The organism is Streptomyces sp. NPDC111744 (assembly GCF_055634995.1).
On record NZ_JBVKCG010000017.1, the window covers coordinates 174,473 to 191,471 of the forward strand.

The 16,999-nt window shown below is 70.8% G+C and carries 15 protein-coding genes, 2 tRNA genes and 1 pseudogene; 7 read left to right on the forward strand and 11 right to left on the reverse strand.

Annotated elements, in window-relative coordinates; genetic code table 11:
• Positions 1–299 precede the first annotated feature (299 nt).
• Positions 300–626: a DUF3592 domain-containing protein gene (locus tag ACZ7OO_RS31735; protein WP_471510027.1), complete on the forward strand. Its 327-nt coding sequence runs from the start codon at positions 300–302 to the stop codon at positions 624–626.
• 31 nt (positions 627–657) lie between these two features.
• Positions 658–2,315 (forward strand): annotated as a pseudogene (locus ACZ7OO_RS31740) (long-chain-fatty-acid--CoA ligase).
• Here the strand turns inward: ACZ7OO_RS31740 and ACZ7OO_RS31745 are convergent.
• The 6 genes from ACZ7OO_RS31745 to ehuB all read right to left on the reverse strand — a co-directional run bounded on the left by ACZ7OO_RS31745 (position 2,281) and on the right by ehuB (position 6,532).
• Positions 2,281–2,354, reverse strand: a tRNA-Lys gene (locus ACZ7OO_RS31745). The pseudogene ACZ7OO_RS31740 and the gene ACZ7OO_RS31745 overlap by 35 nt on opposite strands.
• An 88-nt stretch (positions 2,355–2,442) precedes the next feature.
• On the reverse strand, positions 2,443–3,201 hold the full coding sequence (locus ACZ7OO_RS31750; RefSeq protein ID WP_471510029.1) for an IclR family transcriptional regulator: 759 nt from the start codon (positions 3,199–3,201) through the stop codon (positions 2,443–2,445).
• A gap of 269 nt (positions 3,202–3,470) precedes the next feature.
• A complete protein-coding gene (ehuA, locus tag ACZ7OO_RS31755) occupies positions 3,471–4,253 on the reverse strand; it encodes an ectoine/hydroxyectoine ABC transporter ATP-binding protein EhuA (RefSeq protein WP_471510031.1) in 783 nt (260 codons plus the stop codon).
• Positions 4,243–4,893 carry an ectoine/hydroxyectoine ABC transporter permease subunit EhuD gene (gene ehuD, locus ACZ7OO_RS31760; RefSeq protein ID WP_471510033.1) on the reverse strand — a complete coding sequence of 217 codons (651 nt, stop codon included), beginning with the start codon at positions 4,891–4,893 and terminating at the stop codon, positions 4,243–4,245. The genes ehuA and ehuD overlap by 11 nt, the downstream gene beginning before the upstream one ends.
• Positions 4,890–5,618, reverse strand: coding sequence for an ectoine/hydroxyectoine ABC transporter permease subunit EhuC (gene ehuC, locus ACZ7OO_RS31765; protein WP_471510035.1), 729 nt, complete (start codon positions 5,616–5,618; stop codon positions 4,890–4,892). The genes ehuD and ehuC overlap by 4 nt, the downstream gene beginning before the upstream one ends.
• Positions 5,615–6,532, reverse strand: coding sequence for an ectoine/hydroxyectoine ABC transporter substrate-binding protein EhuB (gene ehuB / locus ACZ7OO_RS31770; protein ID WP_471510037.1), 918 nt, complete (start codon positions 6,530–6,532; stop codon positions 5,615–5,617). Before ehuB ends, ehuC begins: the two co-directional genes overlap by 4 nt.
• A gap of 47 nt (positions 6,533–6,579) precedes the next feature.
• Here ehuB and ACZ7OO_RS31775 point away from each other — a divergent pair, with 47 nt between their 5' ends.
• The gene (locus ACZ7OO_RS31775; RefSeq protein ID WP_352220999.1) at positions 6,580–7,074 is read left to right on the forward strand and encodes a DUF3830 family protein; all 495 of its coding nucleotides are present in this window, start codon (positions 6,580–6,582) and stop codon (positions 7,072–7,074) included.
• A gap of 243 nt (positions 7,075–7,317) precedes the next feature.
• On the opposite strand, the gene ACZ7OO_RS31780 is transcribed toward ACZ7OO_RS31775, so the two are convergent.
• Positions 7,318–8,724 (reverse strand): amidase, encoded by a 1,407-nt coding sequence (locus ACZ7OO_RS31780; RefSeq protein WP_471510038.1) that lies wholly within the window; start codon positions 8,722–8,724, stop codon positions 7,318–7,320.
• A gap of 18 nt (positions 8,725–8,742) precedes the next feature.
• On the reverse strand, positions 8,743–9,696 hold the full coding sequence (locus ACZ7OO_RS31785) for a D-2-hydroxyacid dehydrogenase (RefSeq protein WP_471510040.1): 954 nt from the start codon (positions 9,694–9,696) through the stop codon (positions 8,743–8,745).
• A 160-nt stretch (positions 9,697–9,856) separates the two neighbouring features.
• On the opposite strand from ACZ7OO_RS31785, the gene ACZ7OO_RS31790 reads away from it, so the two are divergent.
• The 3 genes from ACZ7OO_RS31790 to ACZ7OO_RS31800 all read left to right on the forward strand — a co-directional run bounded on the left by ACZ7OO_RS31790 (position 9,857) and on the right by ACZ7OO_RS31800 (position 12,586).
• A complete protein-coding gene (locus tag ACZ7OO_RS31790) occupies positions 9,857–10,654 on the forward strand; it encodes a maleate cis-trans isomerase family protein (protein WP_471510042.1) in 798 nt (265 codons plus the stop codon).
• On the forward strand, positions 10,651–11,382 hold the full coding sequence (locus ACZ7OO_RS31795; protein WP_471510044.1) for a maleate cis-trans isomerase family protein: 732 nt from the start codon (positions 10,651–10,653) through the stop codon (positions 11,380–11,382). Before ACZ7OO_RS31790 ends, ACZ7OO_RS31795 begins: the two co-directional genes overlap by 4 nt.
• A gap of 106 nt (positions 11,383–11,488) precedes the next feature.
• Positions 11,489–12,586: an LLM class flavin-dependent oxidoreductase gene (locus tag ACZ7OO_RS31800; RefSeq protein WP_471510046.1), complete on the forward strand. Its 1,098-nt coding sequence runs from the start codon at positions 11,489–11,491 to the stop codon at positions 12,584–12,586.
• On the opposite strand, the gene ACZ7OO_RS31805 is transcribed toward ACZ7OO_RS31800, so the two are convergent.
• Complete coding sequence (locus tag ACZ7OO_RS31805; protein ID WP_471510048.1) at positions 12,556–14,436, reverse strand: putative bifunctional diguanylate cyclase/phosphodiesterase; 1,881 nt, start codon at positions 14,434–14,436, stop codon at positions 12,556–12,558. The two genes, ACZ7OO_RS31800 and ACZ7OO_RS31805, sit on opposite strands and share 31 nt — an antisense overlap.
• A 350-nt stretch (positions 14,437–14,786) precedes the next feature.
• On the opposite strand from ACZ7OO_RS31805, the gene ACZ7OO_RS31810 reads away from it, so the two are divergent.
• Positions 14,787–16,001 carry a M6 family metalloprotease domain-containing protein gene (locus ACZ7OO_RS31810; RefSeq protein WP_471510070.1) on the forward strand — a complete coding sequence of 405 codons (1,215 nt, stop codon included), beginning with the start codon at positions 14,787–14,789 and terminating at the stop codon, positions 15,999–16,001.
• A gap of 102 nt (positions 16,002–16,103) precedes the next feature.
• Here the strand turns inward: ACZ7OO_RS31810 and ACZ7OO_RS31815 are convergent.
• Both ACZ7OO_RS31815 and ACZ7OO_RS31820 read right to left on the reverse strand, forming a co-directional pair.
• Positions 16,104–16,177, reverse strand: a tRNA-Lys gene (locus ACZ7OO_RS31815).
• Positions 16,168–16,776, reverse strand: a complete 609-nt coding sequence (locus ACZ7OO_RS31820; RefSeq protein WP_471510050.1) for a bifunctional DNA primase/polymerase — start codon at positions 16,774–16,776, stop codon at positions 16,168–16,170. The genes ACZ7OO_RS31815 and ACZ7OO_RS31820 overlap by 10 nt, the downstream gene beginning before the upstream one ends.
• Positions 16,777–16,999 lie beyond the last annotated feature (223 nt).

The window sequence follows — 16,999 nt, forward strand, 5'->3', positions numbered from 1 at the left end:
ACGACTGGGTAACATCCGGCTGATCTGAGCTTCGCTTGAGGACCTGCCGCAGGTCGCAGGGGTACGTTCCCGCCACACCGGTCAGTCGGACCGGTGTTCGGAATCGGGGGACTGCCATGGGCCTGCTGCAAGCGTTCTTCTACGTCCTTCCCGGCATCTTCGTCGTCCTCGGGGTTTTGGGGATGGTCAAGACGCTGAGGCGGTCGCGCCGGATCAGCCGGACGTGGCGGCACGGCCGTACGGCCGAGGCGCGCTGTCTGCGGGCGTACGCGACGACCAGCGGTGGCGGGGAGACGGCCGTGAGCACCACGCTGCATCACGTGCTCGAGTTCACCACGGCCGAGGGGCGGGCTGTCCGCATCGACGAGAGGGGTGGGCTGTCGACCGTCGTCGAGGGTGACTTCGTGACGGTGTACTACCTGCCGGAGAGCCCGGAGAAGGCCACGGCACAGCCGCCTGCGCGGGGGAGGCTGGCCGCGAGTACCGGGTGCGCGGTGGTGTTCTTCGCGGTGTTCATCGGGTTTGCGCTGGCCTTCATGATCAGTGTGCATTGGGGCTTCTCGGAGATGGGGACGGGGACCGGCGATTTGCCTCCGTGCGTGACGGATCAGGCCGCGGGGTGTTGATCTGACGGAGCGTCAATTACGCTGCTTCTTCATGGCCTTCCAAGGGCGCACGATCGCTGAGGCGGTGGCCGCGCGGTGGGGCGACCACCGGCCGGGGCTGTGGTTCGAGGAGCAGGTGCTGACGCATCACGAGGTGGCCGGCGGTGCCGCCGCCCGCGCGGCCCTGCTGAGGGATCTGCTGCCGCCCGGTGCCGTGCCCCACGTGGGCGTTCTTCTCGACAACACCCCTGAGTTCCCGCTCTGGCTGGGAGCCGCCGCTCTCACCGGGGCGGCTGTCGCCGGGGTCAATCCCACCCGGCGCGGGGCCGAACTCGCGCGGGACATCCTGCACACCGAGTGCCCGGTGCTGGTCACCGAGCGGGCCCATCTCCCGCTGCTCAGCGGGCTCGAACTGCCCGGCATCCGTCTCCTCGTCACCGACGATCCGGCCTACGGCGCACTCCTCGCGCCCTATCTCGGCGCCTTCCCGGACGCCTCGCGGGCCACCCCCGGCGACCGGATCCTGCTCTACTTCACCTCCGGTTCCACCGGCGCCCCCAAGGCCGCCCTCTGCTCCCAGGGCAGGCTCGCGGCGGCCGGACGGTCGCTCGCCGGGCAGTTCGGGATCGGGCCCGACGACGTGCACTACATCTGCATGCCGATGTTCCACGGCAACGCCGTGATCGCCGACTGGGCGCCCGCGCTGACGGCGGGCGCCGGGGTGGCGTTACGGCGGCGGTTCTCGGCGTCGGGGTTCCTGGCCGACGTACGGCGGTACCGGGCGACCTACTTCACCTACGTCGGCCGTGCGGTGCAGTACATCCTCGCCACCGAGCCGCGCGCCGACGACCAGGACAATCCGCTGCGGCTCGGCTTCGGTACGGAGGCCGGGGCCGCGGACGCGGCCGCCTTCGAGGAGCGGTTCGGGGTGCGGCTGGTCGAGGGGTACGGGTCGTCGGAGGGCGGGGCCGCGATCCAGTGGTCGCCGGGGACACCCGACGGTGCGGTGGGGCGGGCGGCGCCCGGTCTCGTCGTACTCGATCAGGAGACAGGGCAGGAGTGTCCGGCCGCCGTCTTCGACTCGGGCGGCCGGCTGCTCAACGGGGATCAGGCGATAGGAGAGCTGGTCAACCGGGCGCCGAACCCCTTCGAGGGCTACTGGCGCAACCCCGAGGCGGAGGCCGAGCGGCGGCGGGGAGGGTGGTACTGGACCGGGGACCTCTTCTACCGGGACGGGGACGGCTATCTGTACTTCGCGGGGCGTACCGATGACCGCATACGGGTGGACGGGGAGAACCTGGCAGCCGCGATGATCGAGAACATCGTGGCGCGGTACGAGGGCGCGGATGCGGTCGCCGTGTACGGGGTGCCGGATCCGGTGACCGGGGACCAGGTGATGGCGACCGTCGCCGGGCGGTTCGAGCCCCTGGACTTCGCCGAGTTTCTGCTGGCCCAGCCCGATCTGGGGACGAAGATGGCGCCCCGGTTCGTACGGGTGGTGGAGCGGATGCCGGTGACGGCGACCAACAAGATCCAGCGGGCCGCCCTGCGGAGGGAAGGGGTACGGTGCGCCGACCCCGTGTGGTGGCGGCCACCGGGCGAGCAGACCTACCGCAGACTGACCGCCGAGGACGCCGAAGGGCCCCTCGTGTCCACGAGAGGCCCTTCGGTACCGTGCGCCGCCAGGGACTCGAACCCCGGACCCGCTGATTAAGAGTCAGCTGCTCTAACCAACTGAGCTAGCGGCGCATGACTCCCGCCGAACCGTCCGATCTGTGTCTCGCGGCTGGCGACGAAGAAAATACTACCTGGTCCGCAGGGGTGCTTGTGACCGGCGTCAGATCGCGAGGGACAGCAGTACCGGGGCCGCGCTGCGGTTGAGGGCGTCGGCGGCCTGGCGGAGCCGGTGGGCGTGTTCGACCGGCAGGGACAGGGCCAGGCAGCCCACGGACGAGCCGGCCGTGATCGGCACCGCCGCGCACACCGTGCCGATCGCGTATTCCTGGAGGTCCAGGACCGGAACCGTCGGCGGCTGTGCCTCCAGACGGGAGAGCAGCAGCTTGTCGCTGGTGATCGTGCGCGAGGTGAGGCGGGCCATCTTGTGCCGGGAGAGGTGGTCGCGGCGGCCGTTGTGGTCGAGCTGGGTGAGCAGGCTCTTGCCGATCGCGGTGGCGTGCGCGGAGGAGCGGAAGTCCACCCACTCGTTGACCGCGGGGGTGGCCGGGCCGGCCGCGTACGGACCGATCCGCACCTCGCCGTCGACGTACCGGCTGAGATAGACCGCGGCGCCGACCGAGTCGCGCAGCCGGTCGAGGGTCAGCTGGAGCCGCTCGCCGAGCGCGCGCTCCCGGTCGTGCGCGGAGCCGAGGCGGCGCAGGGTCTCACCGGTGACATAGGTACCGTCGGCGACCTGCTCGACATAGCCCTCGCGACGCAGCATGCGCAGCAGCGCGGTCAGCCGCTCGGGGGCGAGGCCGGTCCGGCGGGCCAGCTCGGTGTCGGTGACGCCGTCGGCGTGCCCTGCCACCGTCTCCAGGACGCGCAGCGCGTCCTGGGCGGAGTGGTACGGGGCGGTCGGCTCGTGCTTCAGCGCCACGGTGGGTCCCCCTGCGCTCGCTCGGCGATGCTGCCTCGGCAGCACTGCTTGGGCCGCGATCCGGACAGCGGATCCCCTCCACGATAACGGGCAGCAGCCGGAAACGGAGGGGGTGTTGGGGAGTTTCCGGCCCTCCCAGCTGCGGCAAAGACCCGTTGGCATATGTCAGCGGAATGAGCTGACCGCCGGACCTCGGGTGATCGGGCGTTCACTTCCCGTAATCATGACACCGCACAGGGAATCTTTTACGACGGTTCGTGGGGAGACGCTTACAGCACCGCGCTGAGGAACTCCCGGGTCCGCTCCTGCCCGGGCTCGCTGAAGATCCGCTCCGGCGGGCCCGCCTCGATGATCCGGCCCGCGTCGAACATCAGGACCTGGTCGGAGATGTCCCGGGCGAAGTTCATCTCGTGGGTCACACAGAGCATCGTGATGTCGGTGGTGCGGGCGATGTCCCTGAGCAGGTCGAGGACGCCCGCGACCAGCTCGGGGTCGAGCGCCGAGGTCACCTCGTCGAGGAGCAGCACCTTCGGCCGCATGGCCAGCGCCCGCGCGATGGCCACCCGCTGCTGCTGGCCGCCGGAGAGCTGGGTCGGCCGGGCGTCGCACTTGTCGGCGAGGCCCACCAGGTCGAGCAGCTCCCGGGCCCGCGCCTCCGCCTCGTCCTTCGACAGGCCGAGCACGGTCACCGGGGCCTCGGTGAGGTTGCGCAGCACGGTCATGTTCGGGAACAGGTTGAACTGCTGGAACACCATCCCAATCTGCTTGCGGACCTCCCGCAGCTCCTTCTCCGGCGCCGGGAAGAGCCGCTGTCCGCCGACGGTGATGGTGCCCGCGTCCGGCTTGGTCAGGGTCATCAGCAGCCGCAGGATCGTGGTCTTGCCGGAGCCGGAGGGCCCGATCAGGGTGACGTGCCGGCCCGCCTGCACGGTGAGGTCGAGCCCGTCGAGGACGGTGTTGTCCCCGAACCGCTTGGTCACCCCCTCGATGCGGATCAGCTCGTCGGACGTCGTACCGGTGGTACTCGGCTGCTTGCTGGTGTCAACGGACAAGGCGACGCTCCAGGGTGCGCAGAAGAAGGGAGGCGAGGTAGGAGATGACGATGAAGGCGACGCCGATCACCGTCACCGGCTCGGTGAACTGGAAGTGCTGCTGGGAGAAGAGCCGCGCCTGCCCGAGCATCTCCAGCACGGTGATCGACATCAGGATCGGCGTGTCCTTGAGCATCGAGATCACGTAGTTGCCCAGCGGCGGCACGACCCGGCGCAGCGCCTGCGGCAGGATGACCGCGAACCAGGTCCGCCGCGCCGACAGGCTGAGCGCCGTCGCCGCCTCCCACTGGCCGACGGGCACGGCCTCGATACCGGCCCGGTAGACCTGCATGGTGTACGTCGAGTAGTGCAGGCCGATCGCGAAGACACCGGTGGTCAGCGCGGAGAACGTCAGCCCCCACTCGGGCAGCACGTAGAACAGGAAGAACAGCTGCACCAGCAGCGGGGTGTTCCGTACGAACTCGGTCACCACGCCCACCGGCCAGCGCACCCACCTGGTCGGTGTCCGCAGCAGCAGCGTCCACACCAGCCCCAGCGAGAACGAGATCAGCGAACCGAGGACCAGCGCCTGCAGGGTGACCAGCAGGCCGTCCCAGAAGTGCGGCATGAAGTCGCTGACGGCAATCCAGTCCCACTTCACGCGACACCACCGCCCGCCGCTCCGACCCCGGTCGTCTCGGCGCGCTTGAGCTCACGCGCCTGGCGCTCGGTCCCCGGGTCCTTGCCGATCCCTGCCTTCAGCCGTTTCTCCAGACCGCGCATCAGCCGGGTGATGACGAACGCGATCACGAAGTAGATCAGCAGCAGATACGTGTAGATGTGCGCGCTCTCCTGCAACGCGAGCCGCACCAGGTTCCCGCTGAACGCCAGGTCACCCATGCCGGTGATCGACACCAGCGCTGTGCCCTTGAGGAGTTCGACGAGCAGGTTGCAGAAGGACGGGATCATCTCCGGCACCGCCTGCGGCAGCAGGATCAGCCGCAGCCGCTGCCAGGGCGTGAAGCTGAGCGCGATGCCGCCCTCCTTCTGCGCCGGGTCGACCGCGTTCAGCGCCCCGCGCACGATCTCCGCGCCGTACGCGCCGTATGTCAGCCCGAGCGCGAGGGTGCCCGCCCACAGTGGCACCAGCTGCCAGCCGAAGGCGACCGGCAGCACGAAGAACACCCAGAAGATCATCACCAGTGCCGAGGTGCCACGGAACACCTCGGTGTACAGGCCGGCGAGGAACCGCACGAACCAGTGCCGGTTCGTCCGCGCCACGCCCACCACGAAGGCCACCGCCGTCATCAACAACCCGCTCAGCACCAGCAGTTGGACGGTGGTCCACACGCCCTTGAGTACGAGATCCCACAGTCCCGAGGTCATCCCGCGCACAGCTCCTTCGCCGTCAGGTCGGTCATCTCGGCGTTGGTGAAGCCGAACGGGCTCAGGATCCGGAGCAGTTCGCCGCTCTTCTTCAGCTTGCGCAGCTCCACGTTGAAGGCGTCGCGCAGTTTGGTCTCGGCCGACCGGAACGCGAACGCGCCCCCGTCCACATGCGGTTTGCCGCCGACGAGCGGGGCGAAGGGCTTGGTCGCCTCGGCCTTGGCCGACTTCTTCACGACGTCACGGACGGTGACCGCGGTCCCGGCGAAGACGTCGACCCGCCCGGCCTCCACGGCGTTCAGCCCGGCGACCTGGTCCGGCACGATCAGGATGTCGCTCTCCTTGTACCCCGCCTCGACCGCGTACTGGATCTCCGCGTACCCGGTCCCGGTGGCGAACTTGGCCTTCTTGGCGACGACGTCCTTGTAGTCGTGCAGCCCCTTGGGATTCCCCTTCCGCACGACGAAGGAGTCGAGCATCTGGTAGTCGGGGTCGGCGAAGATCACCTGCGCGCAGCGGTCGGGATTGACGTACATCCCGGCGGCCACGACATCGAACTGCTGCGAGTTCAGCCCCGGGATCAGCGAACCGAACTCGGTCGGCACCGGCTGCACCTCGTCGACCCCGAGCCGCTTGAAGATCGCCTTCGCCAGCTCCGGTGCCTCACCGGTGAGATGGCCGTCCTTGTCGATGTACCCGAAGGGGATCTCACCGGCGATCCCGAGCCGTACGACCCCCTGGGCGCGCAACCGCTGCAGCAGGTCACCGCCGTTGGTGCCGGAGGCGGTGGCCACGCGCGTGCAGCCGACGGCGGCGAGGGCGCCGACGGCTGCGGCACCCGCGAGCACCGCACGCCGGGTGTGTCTGGATTCATACCCAGATGTGTTTGTCTCGTTCCCAAGTGGTGGAGCCATGGCGGCGCGGCTACCCGAGCGCAACCGACATATGCACCATGGATTACATGGCCGATCGACACATCGAAGTCTCGCTGGTCAAACGCGGGGTCAGCGCCACGGCCCGGCTCCTGGACGACCGGGCCCCGGTGACCTGCGCCGCCGTCTGGGACGCCCTGCCGCTCTCCGGCGACGTCTACCACGCAAAGTACGCCCGCAACGAGATCTACGCCCTTTTCCCGCCATTCGCGGCGACGGAACCACCCCTGGAGAACCCGACCGTCACTCCCATCCCCGGCGACCTCTGTTACTTCGCCTTCGCCGGCACGGAGTTGGGCACCAAGGCCTACGGCTACGACCGCGAGGTGCGCCCCGGTACGACGGTCGTCGACCTGGCCCTCTTCTACGAACGCAACAACCTGCTGCTCAACGGCGATGTGGGGTGGGTGCCCGGGATCGTGTGGGGCCAGGTGGTGGAGGGCCTGACGGACCTGGCCGAGGCCTGCAACGACCTGTGGCGCAACGGGGCGGCGGGGGAGACGCTCAGCTTCCGGCGAGCCTGAGGACCGGCCGGCACATATCACCAGGACCGGGCGATGCGCGCTCACCAGGCCGGCCGGGTCGGGGCCGGCCTGCTGGGCCTGGCGGCGCGGCCGGCCTCCCCGGGCCTGGGCAGGTCGGGCCTGGTGGGCCGGGGTGTGCTGGTGGTCGGGGCAGGGGCAGAGTCGTCCCTGCCGGTGAAGCCGCCGAGCGGCACAGGAGTTCCGTGGAGAGACGGCTCCTCTGCAGGGGGTCCGGCGATGCTGTTATGCGACCGCGCCGGGGTCCGGCGGTGGCATGGCCGGACCGGCCTCGAACACTGCGTGCGCCGCCCGTAGCACCAGGTCGTCCCGGTGCCGGGCGGCGACGAGCTGCATCCCCACCGGAAGGCCGTCCCCGTCCGTCCCCACCGGAACGGTCGCCGCCGGCTGCTGGGTCAGGTTGAAGGGATAGGTGAACGGCGTCCACCCCGTCCACCTCCGGTGTCCCGCTCCCTTCGGCACCTCCGCCCCCGCCTCGAACGCCGTGATCGGCAGGGTCGGTGTCACCAGCAGGTCGTACCGTTCGTGGAAGAGACCCATCCGCCGGCCCAGGTCCATCCGGACGTCCACCGCCGCCAGATACTCCAGCGCGCTCAGCCGGGCCCCCTGCTCGCAGATCTCCCGCAGTCCCGGGTCGAGCGACTCCCGCTGCTCGGGGGAGAGACGCTGGGTCACCCGAGCGGCGCCCGCGAACCAGAGCACATGGAACGCCTCCACCGGGTCGCTGAAGTCCGGGTCGGTCTCCTCGACGTACGCCCCCAGTTCGGCCAGCCCCGCCACCGCCCGCCGTACCGCCGCCGCGACCGCCGGGCGTACCGCCACCTGGCCGCCCAGCGTCGGCGAGAAGGCGACTCGCAGGCCCCGTACGCCGCCGGTGAGACCCCTCGTGAAGGAGCCGGGGGCGGTGCCGAGGGCGGACCAGTCGCGGGCGTCCGGGGTGCCGATCACGTCCAGCATCAGTGCCGCGTCGGCCGCGTCCCGGGTCATCGGGCCCACGTGCGACAGCGTGCCGAAGGCGCTCGCGGGGTACAACGGCACCCTCCCGTACGTCGGTTTCAGGCCGAAGATCCCGCAGAAGGCCGCCGGGATGCGCACGCTGCCGCCGCCGTCCGTGCCCAGGGACAGGGGCCCGGCACCCAGGGCGACGGCCGCCGCACTGCCGCCGCTCGAGCCGCCCGCGGTGCGGGAGGGGTCGTACGGGTTGCGGGTGATGCCGGAGAGCGGAGAGTCGGTCACGCCCTTCCAGCCGTACTCGGGGGTGGTCGTCTTGCCGATGAACACCGCGCCGTGTTCGCGCAGCCGGGCGACGGAGGGGGCGTCCTCGTCCCAACTTCCCGCCGCCGAAATCGCCTTGGAGCCGCGCAGAGTCGGATGGCCGCGCATCAGCAGGATGTCCTTGACCGTCACCGGGACGCCGTCGACCAGGCCCTTCGGCTCGCCCCGGCGCCACCGTTCCTCCGATGCCCTCGCCTGCGCCAGGGCGTCCTCGTCGGTGAGGCGGACGAAGGCGTTGACCTCCGGCTGGATCCGGGCCGCCCGTTCCAGGGCCGCCCGGGTGGCCTCCACCGGGCCGAACTCGCCCTTGCGGTAACCGTCGAGAAGCTTTCGGGCGGTGAGGTCGGTGAGCTGCATGGGTGGGGCCTCCCGGCGTCAGTGACCTGGCACGTATCCGCGTTTCTTGTCGACCACGTTCACCAGGGATCTGCCCGCGGCCCACCGCTCGTACAACTCCAGGAACTGAGTGCCCAGTTCGTCCCGCCAGCCGATCGTGTCCCCGCTCATGTGCGGCGAGACGATGAGGCCGGGCACGTCCCACAACGGGCTGTCCGAGGGCAACGGTTCGGTGGTGAAGACGTCCAGGGCCGCGGCGGCGATCCAGCGCCGGGTCAGGGCCCGCACGAGCGCGTCCTCGTCGACCAGCTGGCCCCGGCCGACGTTGATGAAGCAGGCCGACGGCTGCATCACGCCGAAGCGGTGTGCGTCGAACATGCCGTATGTCTGCTCGGTCAGCGGGGCGGCCGCGATCACCCAGTCCGCGCGGGACATCAGCCGGTCGAGGTCGTCGGGGCCGTGGATGCCGGTCCGCGGGGCGCGGCCGACCAGGGCGGTGGTGATGTCGAGCGCCTTGAGGGTACGGACGATGGCCCGGCCGATCGGGCCGGTGCCCACCACGCACGCGCGCGTGCCGCCGACCCGGCGTGCCTCGCGGTGCCGCCAGGTCCGCTCCCGCTGGAGGCCGAGAGTCTGCGGGAGATCCTTGGCGATCGCGAGGACCAGCGCGGCCACGTACTCGGCGATGGGCCGGTCGAAGACCCCGCGGGCGTTGGTGACGACCGTGTCGGAAGCGGCAAGTTCGGGGCACATCAGATGGTCGACGCCCGCGCTCGCGGTGTGCACCCAGCGCGGCCGCGGCCCCTCGCCCGGCCAGGCCGCACGGACGGCGTGCGAGGTGAAGTCCCAGACGAGGAGGACATCGGCCGAAGGCAGCCGGGCCGCCAGGCCCGCCGCGTCCGTGTGCAGGATCCGTGCGTGGCCGGTGAGCCGGCCCAGCCGCGGCGGCGGGTCGGCGTCGAGGACCAGCAGGGTGGGGACGGGCGGCGTCATTCGGGGCGGTCTCCCGGTGTCCGGCAGCGTCTGACATGGGCGGATCGAACGTCTGAGATGTACGGATTGACCACGCTCGCACCCGAACCTACCTTCGTCAACACGGGCGTGACCATCGACCGTTGCCCCTCGACTTCCAGCGTGAGGCCGGTGACTTCCCATGGACGTCTCCTTTCTGGGCGGACCTCGTCCCCAGCGCGGTGTCGGAGTCGTGGCGCCCTTCGACTTCGCCCTGGACCGCGAGCTGTGGCGCTGGGTGCCGGACGACGTGTCCCTGCACCTGACCAGGACGCCGTTCGTGCCGGTCGAGGTCAGCCTCGACCTGGCCCGGCTGGTCAGCGAGCACGAGACACTCGGCGAGGCGGTGCGCGCGCTGACCGCCGTCGCACCCGAGGTCGTCGCCTACGCGTGCACCTCCGGCAGCTTCGTCGCGGGGATCGCCGGGGAGCGCGCGATGTGCGAGGCCATGACCCGGTCCGGCGCGGTGGCCGCCCTCACCACCTCCGGAGCGCTGCTCGACGCGCTGACCGAGCTGGGCGTACGGCGGCTCGCGCTGGTCACGCCGTACACGGTCTCGGTGACGCGGGTCCTCGAGGAGTACGTCGCGGAGGCGGGCGTCCAGGTCGCCGGCTGCGCGTTCATGGGGCTGACCCGGCACATCTGGCAGGTGCCGTACCGGGACGTGGTGGCCATGGCCCGGCAGGCGGTACTGCCCGGGGCGGCCGACGCCCTGTTCATCTCCTGCACCAACCTGCCCACCTACGACGTCATCCCCCAGCTGGAGGCCGAACTGCGCGTCCCCGTCCTCTCGGCCAACCAGGTAACGATGTGGGCGGCGCTGCGCAGGCTGGGTACCCGAGCCGTTGGGCCCTATCAGGCGCTGATCGGTCATCCGGACGCATCGGCGGCGCGTGAGTGGCCCGTACTGCCGGAAGAACAGCAGGAAGGGTGGACATGACAGCGCTCGGAATCCTCTATCCGGGGCACTCCGCGGAGGACGACTACCCGCGCATCGAGCAGCTCCTCGGCAGCGACATCCGGGTGGACGTCGTCCACACCGACATCGGCGAGGACGCGCACCGGGTGGACGCGCTGCTGGAGATGGGATCGGCCCAGCGGCTGGCGGCCGGGGTGGACGACCTACGGCTCGCGGGCGTCGACGCGGTGGTGTGGGCGTGCACCAGCGGCAGCTTCGTGTACGGCTGGAAGGGCGCCCACCAGCAGATCCGTGACCTCGCCCAGGCGGCCGGGCTGCCGGCGTCGTCCACGTCCTTCGCGTTCGTGCACGCGGCGCGGGAGATCGGGGTACGGCGGGTGGCGGTCGGCGCGACCTACCCGGACGACGTGGCCCAGCTCTTCGCGGACTTCCTGCGGGCCGGGGGCCTGGAGGTCACCGGGGTCCGCCCGTCGGGGATCACTACGGCGGCCGAGGTGGGGACGTGGGGTGAGGAGGAGGTACTGACCCTGGCGCGGGCCGCGGACGACTCCGGCGCGGAGGCCGTGCTGCTCCCCGACACGGCACTGCACACTGCGGCCCACCTGTCCCTGCTGGAGAAGGCGCTGTCCAAGCCGGTGCTCACGGCGAACCAGGTGACCGTGTGGGAGGGGCTGAGGCTGGCGGACCGCCGGGTGAACGCGCCGGGGCTGGGCACGTTGTTCGTCCGCGAACCGATCGTCCAGGCCTGAGGACACAGTCGTCCAGGCTGACGGACACGAAGGAGGGAATAACCGGAGCCCTCCTCCTGTTATCGCCCCCTATACAGCTCACGGTCGTAAACAGGAGGCTCCCACCGTGTCGGCAGACGAGATCCGGGGCATCACGCACGGGACCGCCCCCGTCCCCCTCTCCGTACTGGACCTGGTGACCGTCGGCACCGGCAGTACCGCCACCGACGCCCTGCGCACCAGCGTGGAGCTCGCGCGGCTCACCGAGGCGCGCGGATTCCAGCGGTACTGGGTCGCCGAGCACCACTCCATGCCCGGTGTGGCCTCCTCCTCGCCGGCCGTGATCCTCGCCCATCTCGCCGCCCACACGGAGCGGATCCGGCTGGGTTCGGGCGGCGTCATGCTGCCCAACCACGCCCCGCTCGTCATCGCGGAGCAGTTCGGCACGCTGGAGGCCATGGCCCCGGGCCGGGTCGACCTGGGCCTCGGCCGGGCGCCGGGCACGGACGGGGCCACCGCTGCCGCCCTCCGCCGTACCCAGACCCTCAACGAGGGCGCCGACGACTTCCCCCAGCAGCTCGCCGAACTCACCCGGTTCCTGGACGACGACTTCCCGGACGGGCACCCGTACCGCCGGATCCATGCCATCCCCGGGCCCGTCCAGAGCACCAGCCCCGGCGGTGTGCAGTCCCCGCACCGCCCGGTCGTCTGGCTGCTCGGCTCCTCCGGCTTCAGCGCCCGGCTCGCCGGCATGCTCGGGCTGCCGTTCGCCTTCGCGCACCACTTCTCCGCGCAGAACACCATCCCGGCCCTCGACCTCTACCGCGAGTCCTTCAGCCCGTCCGCCGTCCTCGACGAGCCATACGCCCTCATCGGCGTCTCCGCGCTCGCCGTGGACGAGGAGCGCGAGGCCCGGCGCCAGGTGCGGGCCGGCGCGGTGAACATGCTGCGGCTGCGCACCGGGCGGCCCGGTCTGTTCCCCGACCCCGACGACGTCGAGAAGCACGAATTCTCCCCGATGGAGGAGGAGTTCGTGCACTCCTGGACCGCCAACATCGTGCACGGCACCGCCGACGAGGTCCGCGCCGGTCTCGACGACCTCCAGAAGCGCACGGGCGCCGACGAGTTGATGCTCACCACGCACGCCCACCGCGGCGAGCTGCGCCTGCGCTCCTACGAACTGATCGCCGACGCCTACGGTTTGCCGACCGGGGTGTCCGCGTAGGTCCGGGTGCCCAGCAGCTCGGAGATACGATCCGGCGTCACCGGCCGCGAGTACAGCCACCCCTGGCCGGTGTCGCAGCCGATGTGCCGCAGCCGGGAGGCCTGCGCCGAGGTCTCGACGCACTCCGCGGTGACGGTGAGGCCGAGCCGGTGGGCCAGCTGGATCATCGCCTCCACCACGACCTCGTCGGCGGGGTTCGGGCGCTCACCCGGGTCGTCGTACTGGAAGCCCCGGACGAAGGAGCCGTCCAGCTTGAGGACCGAGACCGGGAGCCGGCTGAGGTAGGCGAGGTTGGAGTAGCCGGTGCCGAAGTCGTCGATGGCGATACGGACGCCCATGTCGCTGAGGGCCTGGAGGGCCTGCAGCGGGCGGCCCGCCGAGCCCATCACGGCGGATTCGGTGAGCTCCAGTTGGAGCAGGTGCGGCGCCAGGCCGGTCTCGGCCAGGGTCTCCGCCACGTCCGCCACCAGGTCGGAGTCCCAGACCTGGCGTACGGCCACGTTCACGCTCACGAAGATCGGCGGCTCGTCGGGGTGGTCCAGCTGCCACCGGCGGGCCTGACGGCAGGCGGTCCGCAGGGCCCAGCGGCCGAGCGGGACGATCGAGCCGTCCTCCTCCGCCAATCCGATGAACCGATTCGGCGCTAGTGTGCCGAACTGAGGGTGGTTCCATCGGACCAGCGCCTCGACTCCGCTCAGCCGCCCGTCCTCCATGCCCACCAGCGGCTGGTATTCGAGCACGAATTCGCCGCGGTCGATGGCCGGACGGAGGGTGGAGGAGAGCGCCTGACGGGTGACCAGGTGGGCGTTGCGCTCCGGATCGAAGAGCGTCCAGCGGGACTTGCCGTCGGCCTTCGCCCAGTAGAGGGTCGTGTCGGCGGCCTGCATCAGCCCGGTGGCCGTCGTACCCGCCGCATGGCGCTCCACGACCCCGATCGACGCCGACAGGGAGAGCCGCTGGCCGGCCAGGTCGAACGGCGTCTGGAGGGCGGCCAGCGCCGACTCGGCCAGATCGGCCAGCTGCTCCGTGCCCGTCGAGTCCTCGACCAGCAGGGCGAACTCGTCACCGCCGAGCCGGGCCACCAGCGGCGCCCCGGCCCGCGCGCAGCCGGCCTCGTCGGCGACCCGGGTCAGCCGTTCGGCGACGGCGGCCAGCAGCCGGTCGCCCACCCGGTGGCCGAGGGTGTCGTTGACCGCCTTGAAACCGTCAAGGTCCAGGTAGCACAGGCCGATTCGGCCCGTACCGCTCTGCTCGTAGGACTCCGCCTCCAGCGCGGCCGAGAGCCGCTCGAAGAACAACGTCCGGTTGGGCAGCCGGGTCACCGGGTCGTGCATCTGCAAGTGCCGCAGCCGGGCCTGTAGTTCGCGGCGCGCGCTGATGTCGGAGACCGACAGCAGCAGGCCCGGGGTGCCCTTCGCCAGCGGCGAGACGGTGACCTGGACCCACAGCGAGTGCCCGTCGGGGTGCTTCAGCCGGCGGGTGCAGCGCAACTTGGCCTGCCGGCCGCGCAGGACCTCGCGATAGGCATGCCAGGTACGGGCGTCGGAGGCCAGGTCCACCAGGTCCGCGGCGATCCGCCCGGTCAGGCCGGACGGGTCGGCGCCGATCAGGGTGCCGAACGCCTCGTTGGCGAGGCTGACCAGGCCTTCGCGGTCGACGACGGCCATGGGCAGCGTGGCGGCCGCGAAGGCGTACGCGTAGGTCTTCGGATCTGTCGTCTCGTCTGTCGTCTCGCCTGTCTTCGGGTCGGTTGTCTCGTCGTACGACTTCCGATAGTTCTTGTCACTGTCTGTGACGGCGGACCGGTCGAGGTCTGCCGCGGGCGTCGGCCCTTCGGACGTTCCGCTCACCGCTCGCTCCCGCAGTGCACTCGATCTCTGTCCGTGCAGGAAAGTGTGCCGATCATAGAGGCTGGCCCGAGGGCCTTCCAGCCACTGTCCAGTGTCCACGATGAAGCACCGGTTCTGACAGATCGTTTCTGCCCGCACCTGGACGGGTTCTTGAGTCGCACGGCCACTTGTGACGTTCCGTGAGTTTCTCGGGGTGTCGGCCGTTTGGGTCCCTCACCCTTCTGGTGCAGATAAACAGGTCATAAGTAGACAGACTCACACAGGCTGGGTGCGGTGTCCCGCGAACCGCCCCCGGAGGTCCTTCCGTGCCGCGTCTCCTGCTGCGCAGCACCGCCGCCGTGTTCACCACGATGTCGGCGCTCGTCGCAACGACGATCCTGACCGGACCGTCGGCCGCCGAGCCGTTCTCCACGGCCCCCTGTGCCCTGCACCGCACCGACGCGCACCACTCCGAGGGCGTCGACACCTGGAACGCCGACTACACCCGTCCCACCCACCCGCTCGCGGCCGCGATGGTGTTCCTCTCCTTCCCGGACGCGCCCCCGCGCACCACCCCCGCGGAGCTCGCCGCCGACCACTTCCCGGCCACCAGCCGCTACTACGAACAGGCCTCCTACGGGAGGTTCACCATCCGGCCGCACCCGCTGACGCACTGGCTGCGGATGCCCCGGCCCTCGGTCGCCTACGGCATGAAGCGGGACTGGAGCCTGGTGCTGCGGGCCGCCTACCTGCGGGACGCGTTCGCGGTGGCCGATCCCGAGGTCGACTTCTCCCGCTACGACGTCGTGTACTTCGTGGCCGACCCGGACGCGCCCGGCGTCGACTCCGACGCTACGAAGGTGGTCAACCTGGACACCCCGGTGCATGTGGACGGCACGGACGTCCGCCGGGTCGTCACCGTCTTCGAGAAGCATCCGCCGGACCGGCTGGTTCTCGCCCATGAGACCGGGCATGTCTTCGACCTCCCCGACCTCTACCACCGCCCGATGGACGGCAAGGGCGACTGGGACACCTACGTCGGCGACTGGGACCTGATGGGCAGCCAGTTCGGGCTGTCGCCGGATCTCTTCGCCTGGCACAAGTGGAAGCTCGGGTGGCTGGATCCGCGCCAGGTGGTGTGCGTACGGGGGACCGGGCCGACCCGGCTGACCCTGGAGCCGCTGTCCGCCGGGCCGGGGGTGCCGGAGCAGGGCGCCGCGGGAGCGCCGGCCTTCGGGCTCGGCGACGGCACCAAGCTGGCGGTGGTGCGCACCGGGCCCGACAGTGTGCTGGCCTTCGAGGCGCGGGGGGCGTCCGGCAACGACAGCGCGGCCTGCCGGCAGGGCATCCTCGTCTACCGGGTCCGCGACGAGACGGCCTCCGGGGGTGGCCCGGTCGAGGTGATCGACGCCCACCCGCGCACCGAGGCCTGCTGGGAGAGCTCCGTCTACCCGCCGCTGGCCGACGCCCCGGTCGCCGTCGGCGAGAGCTTCACGGTGCCGGGGGACGGTGTGAAGGTGAAGGTGGAGGGGCGGACACCGTCCGGCGCCTGGAATGTGAAGATCACACCGGGCGGCCTGGTCTGAACCCCCTGATGAGGGCACGGGGGCGAAGGGCGTCAAGGACACGGAGGGCCGGAAAAACGAAGAGCCAAGCTCACAGGAGCTTGGCTCTTCGCCTACTTCGCGTGCGCCGCCAGGGACTCGAACCCCGGACCCGCTGATTAAGAGTCAGCTGCTCTAACCAACTGAGCTAGCGGCGCCTGCTGACGTCGTAGACCTTAGCATCCTGATCGGCGGGAGGAAAAATCGATATCCGCACGGCAGCGCGGGCCGCCCGCACCGCCGCCCAGAGCAGGATTTCCGGCCCGGGGAGCCAGGGGTGCCGGGTGTCCGGGGCCACCAGCCAGCGCGTGCCGGTCGGGGCGGGGGAGCGGTCGCCGTTCAGCGCCGGGACGGTCACCGCGTCGCCGGTGCCGTGGCACAGCAGCGGCGGTACGGTCCCGCCACGGCCGCCCCACTCCTCCCAGTCCAGCAGCGACGGCAGCCGGGCGGCGGTGCCGGGAGCGGCGAACAGGAGCATCCGGCCCCGGAACACCGCGACCGGCCCGGAGCCCGGCCCCTCGTCCCATAACCGGTCCAGCATGCGGCGGCCGAAGAGCGCCGGGGCGTTCACCACGTCGAAGACGGAGCCGCAGGGCAGGACGAACGGGGCGTCCGGCCGCTCCTCCCAGAGGGCGAGCGTGCTCCGCGGATACGTTCCTGCGGAGGCGAGCCAGGCGGCTCCGTCGGAGGTGACCCCGGCGGCGTCGGAACGGGCGCCGGGGCCGGGGAGGGGCGTCTCGTGCGGTGTGCGGCTCATGGGGCATTGATACCTATCGTGAGCTGCCACTCGCCGTGAGTTGCGAAAAACGGGGACGGGACGGAGCGGAGAGGGGTATCTTGCCCGCCTGGCATATGCCGCGCGCTGTCGCCCGCGCCGAGGAGTCCGCTAGAAGACTGCTGAAAATCTTTTGCGTTCTGGCCCCGGACCGGCTGGTCCGGGGCCAGTCTTGTGAGCATGCAGGGGGAATGGGCCGGGGAGA

What these genes read in the sequence shown, in the direction of transcription:
- ehuC (WP_471510035.1), bottom strand. Translation starts at nt 5,618, where the DNA reads ATGACCTCGGGACTGTGGGATCTCGTACTCAAGGGCGTGTGGACCACC.
- ACZ7OO_RS31785 (WP_471510040.1), bottom strand. Translation starts at nt 9,696, where the DNA reads ATGACGCCGCCCGTCCCCACCCTGCTGGTCCTCGACGCCGACCCGCCG.
- ACZ7OO_RS31780 (WP_471510038.1), bottom strand. Translation starts at nt 8,724, where the DNA reads ATGCAGCTCACCGACCTCACCGCCCGAAAGCTTCTCGACGGTTACCGC.
- ehuB (WP_471510037.1), bottom strand. Translation starts at nt 6,532, where the DNA reads ATGGCTCCACCACTTGGGAACGAGACAAACACATCTGGGTATGAATCC.
- ACZ7OO_RS31795 (WP_471510044.1), top strand. Translation starts at nt 10,651, where the DNA reads ATGACAGCGCTCGGAATCCTCTATCCGGGGCACTCCGCGGAGGACGAC.
- ACZ7OO_RS31775 (WP_352220999.1), top strand. Translation starts at nt 6,580, where the DNA reads ATGGCCGATCGACACATCGAAGTCTCGCTGGTCAAACGCGGGGTCAGC.
- ACZ7OO_RS31810 (WP_471510070.1), top strand. Translation starts at nt 14,787, where the DNA reads ATGTCGGCGCTCGTCGCAACGACGATCCTGACCGGACCGTCGGCCGCC.
- ACZ7OO_RS31820 (WP_471510050.1), bottom strand. Translation starts at nt 16,776, where the DNA reads ATGAGCCGCACACCGCACGAGACGCCCCTCCCCGGCCCCGGCGCCCGT.
- ACZ7OO_RS31790 (WP_471510042.1), top strand. Translation starts at nt 9,857, where the DNA reads ATGGACGTCTCCTTTCTGGGCGGACCTCGTCCCCAGCGCGGTGTCGGA.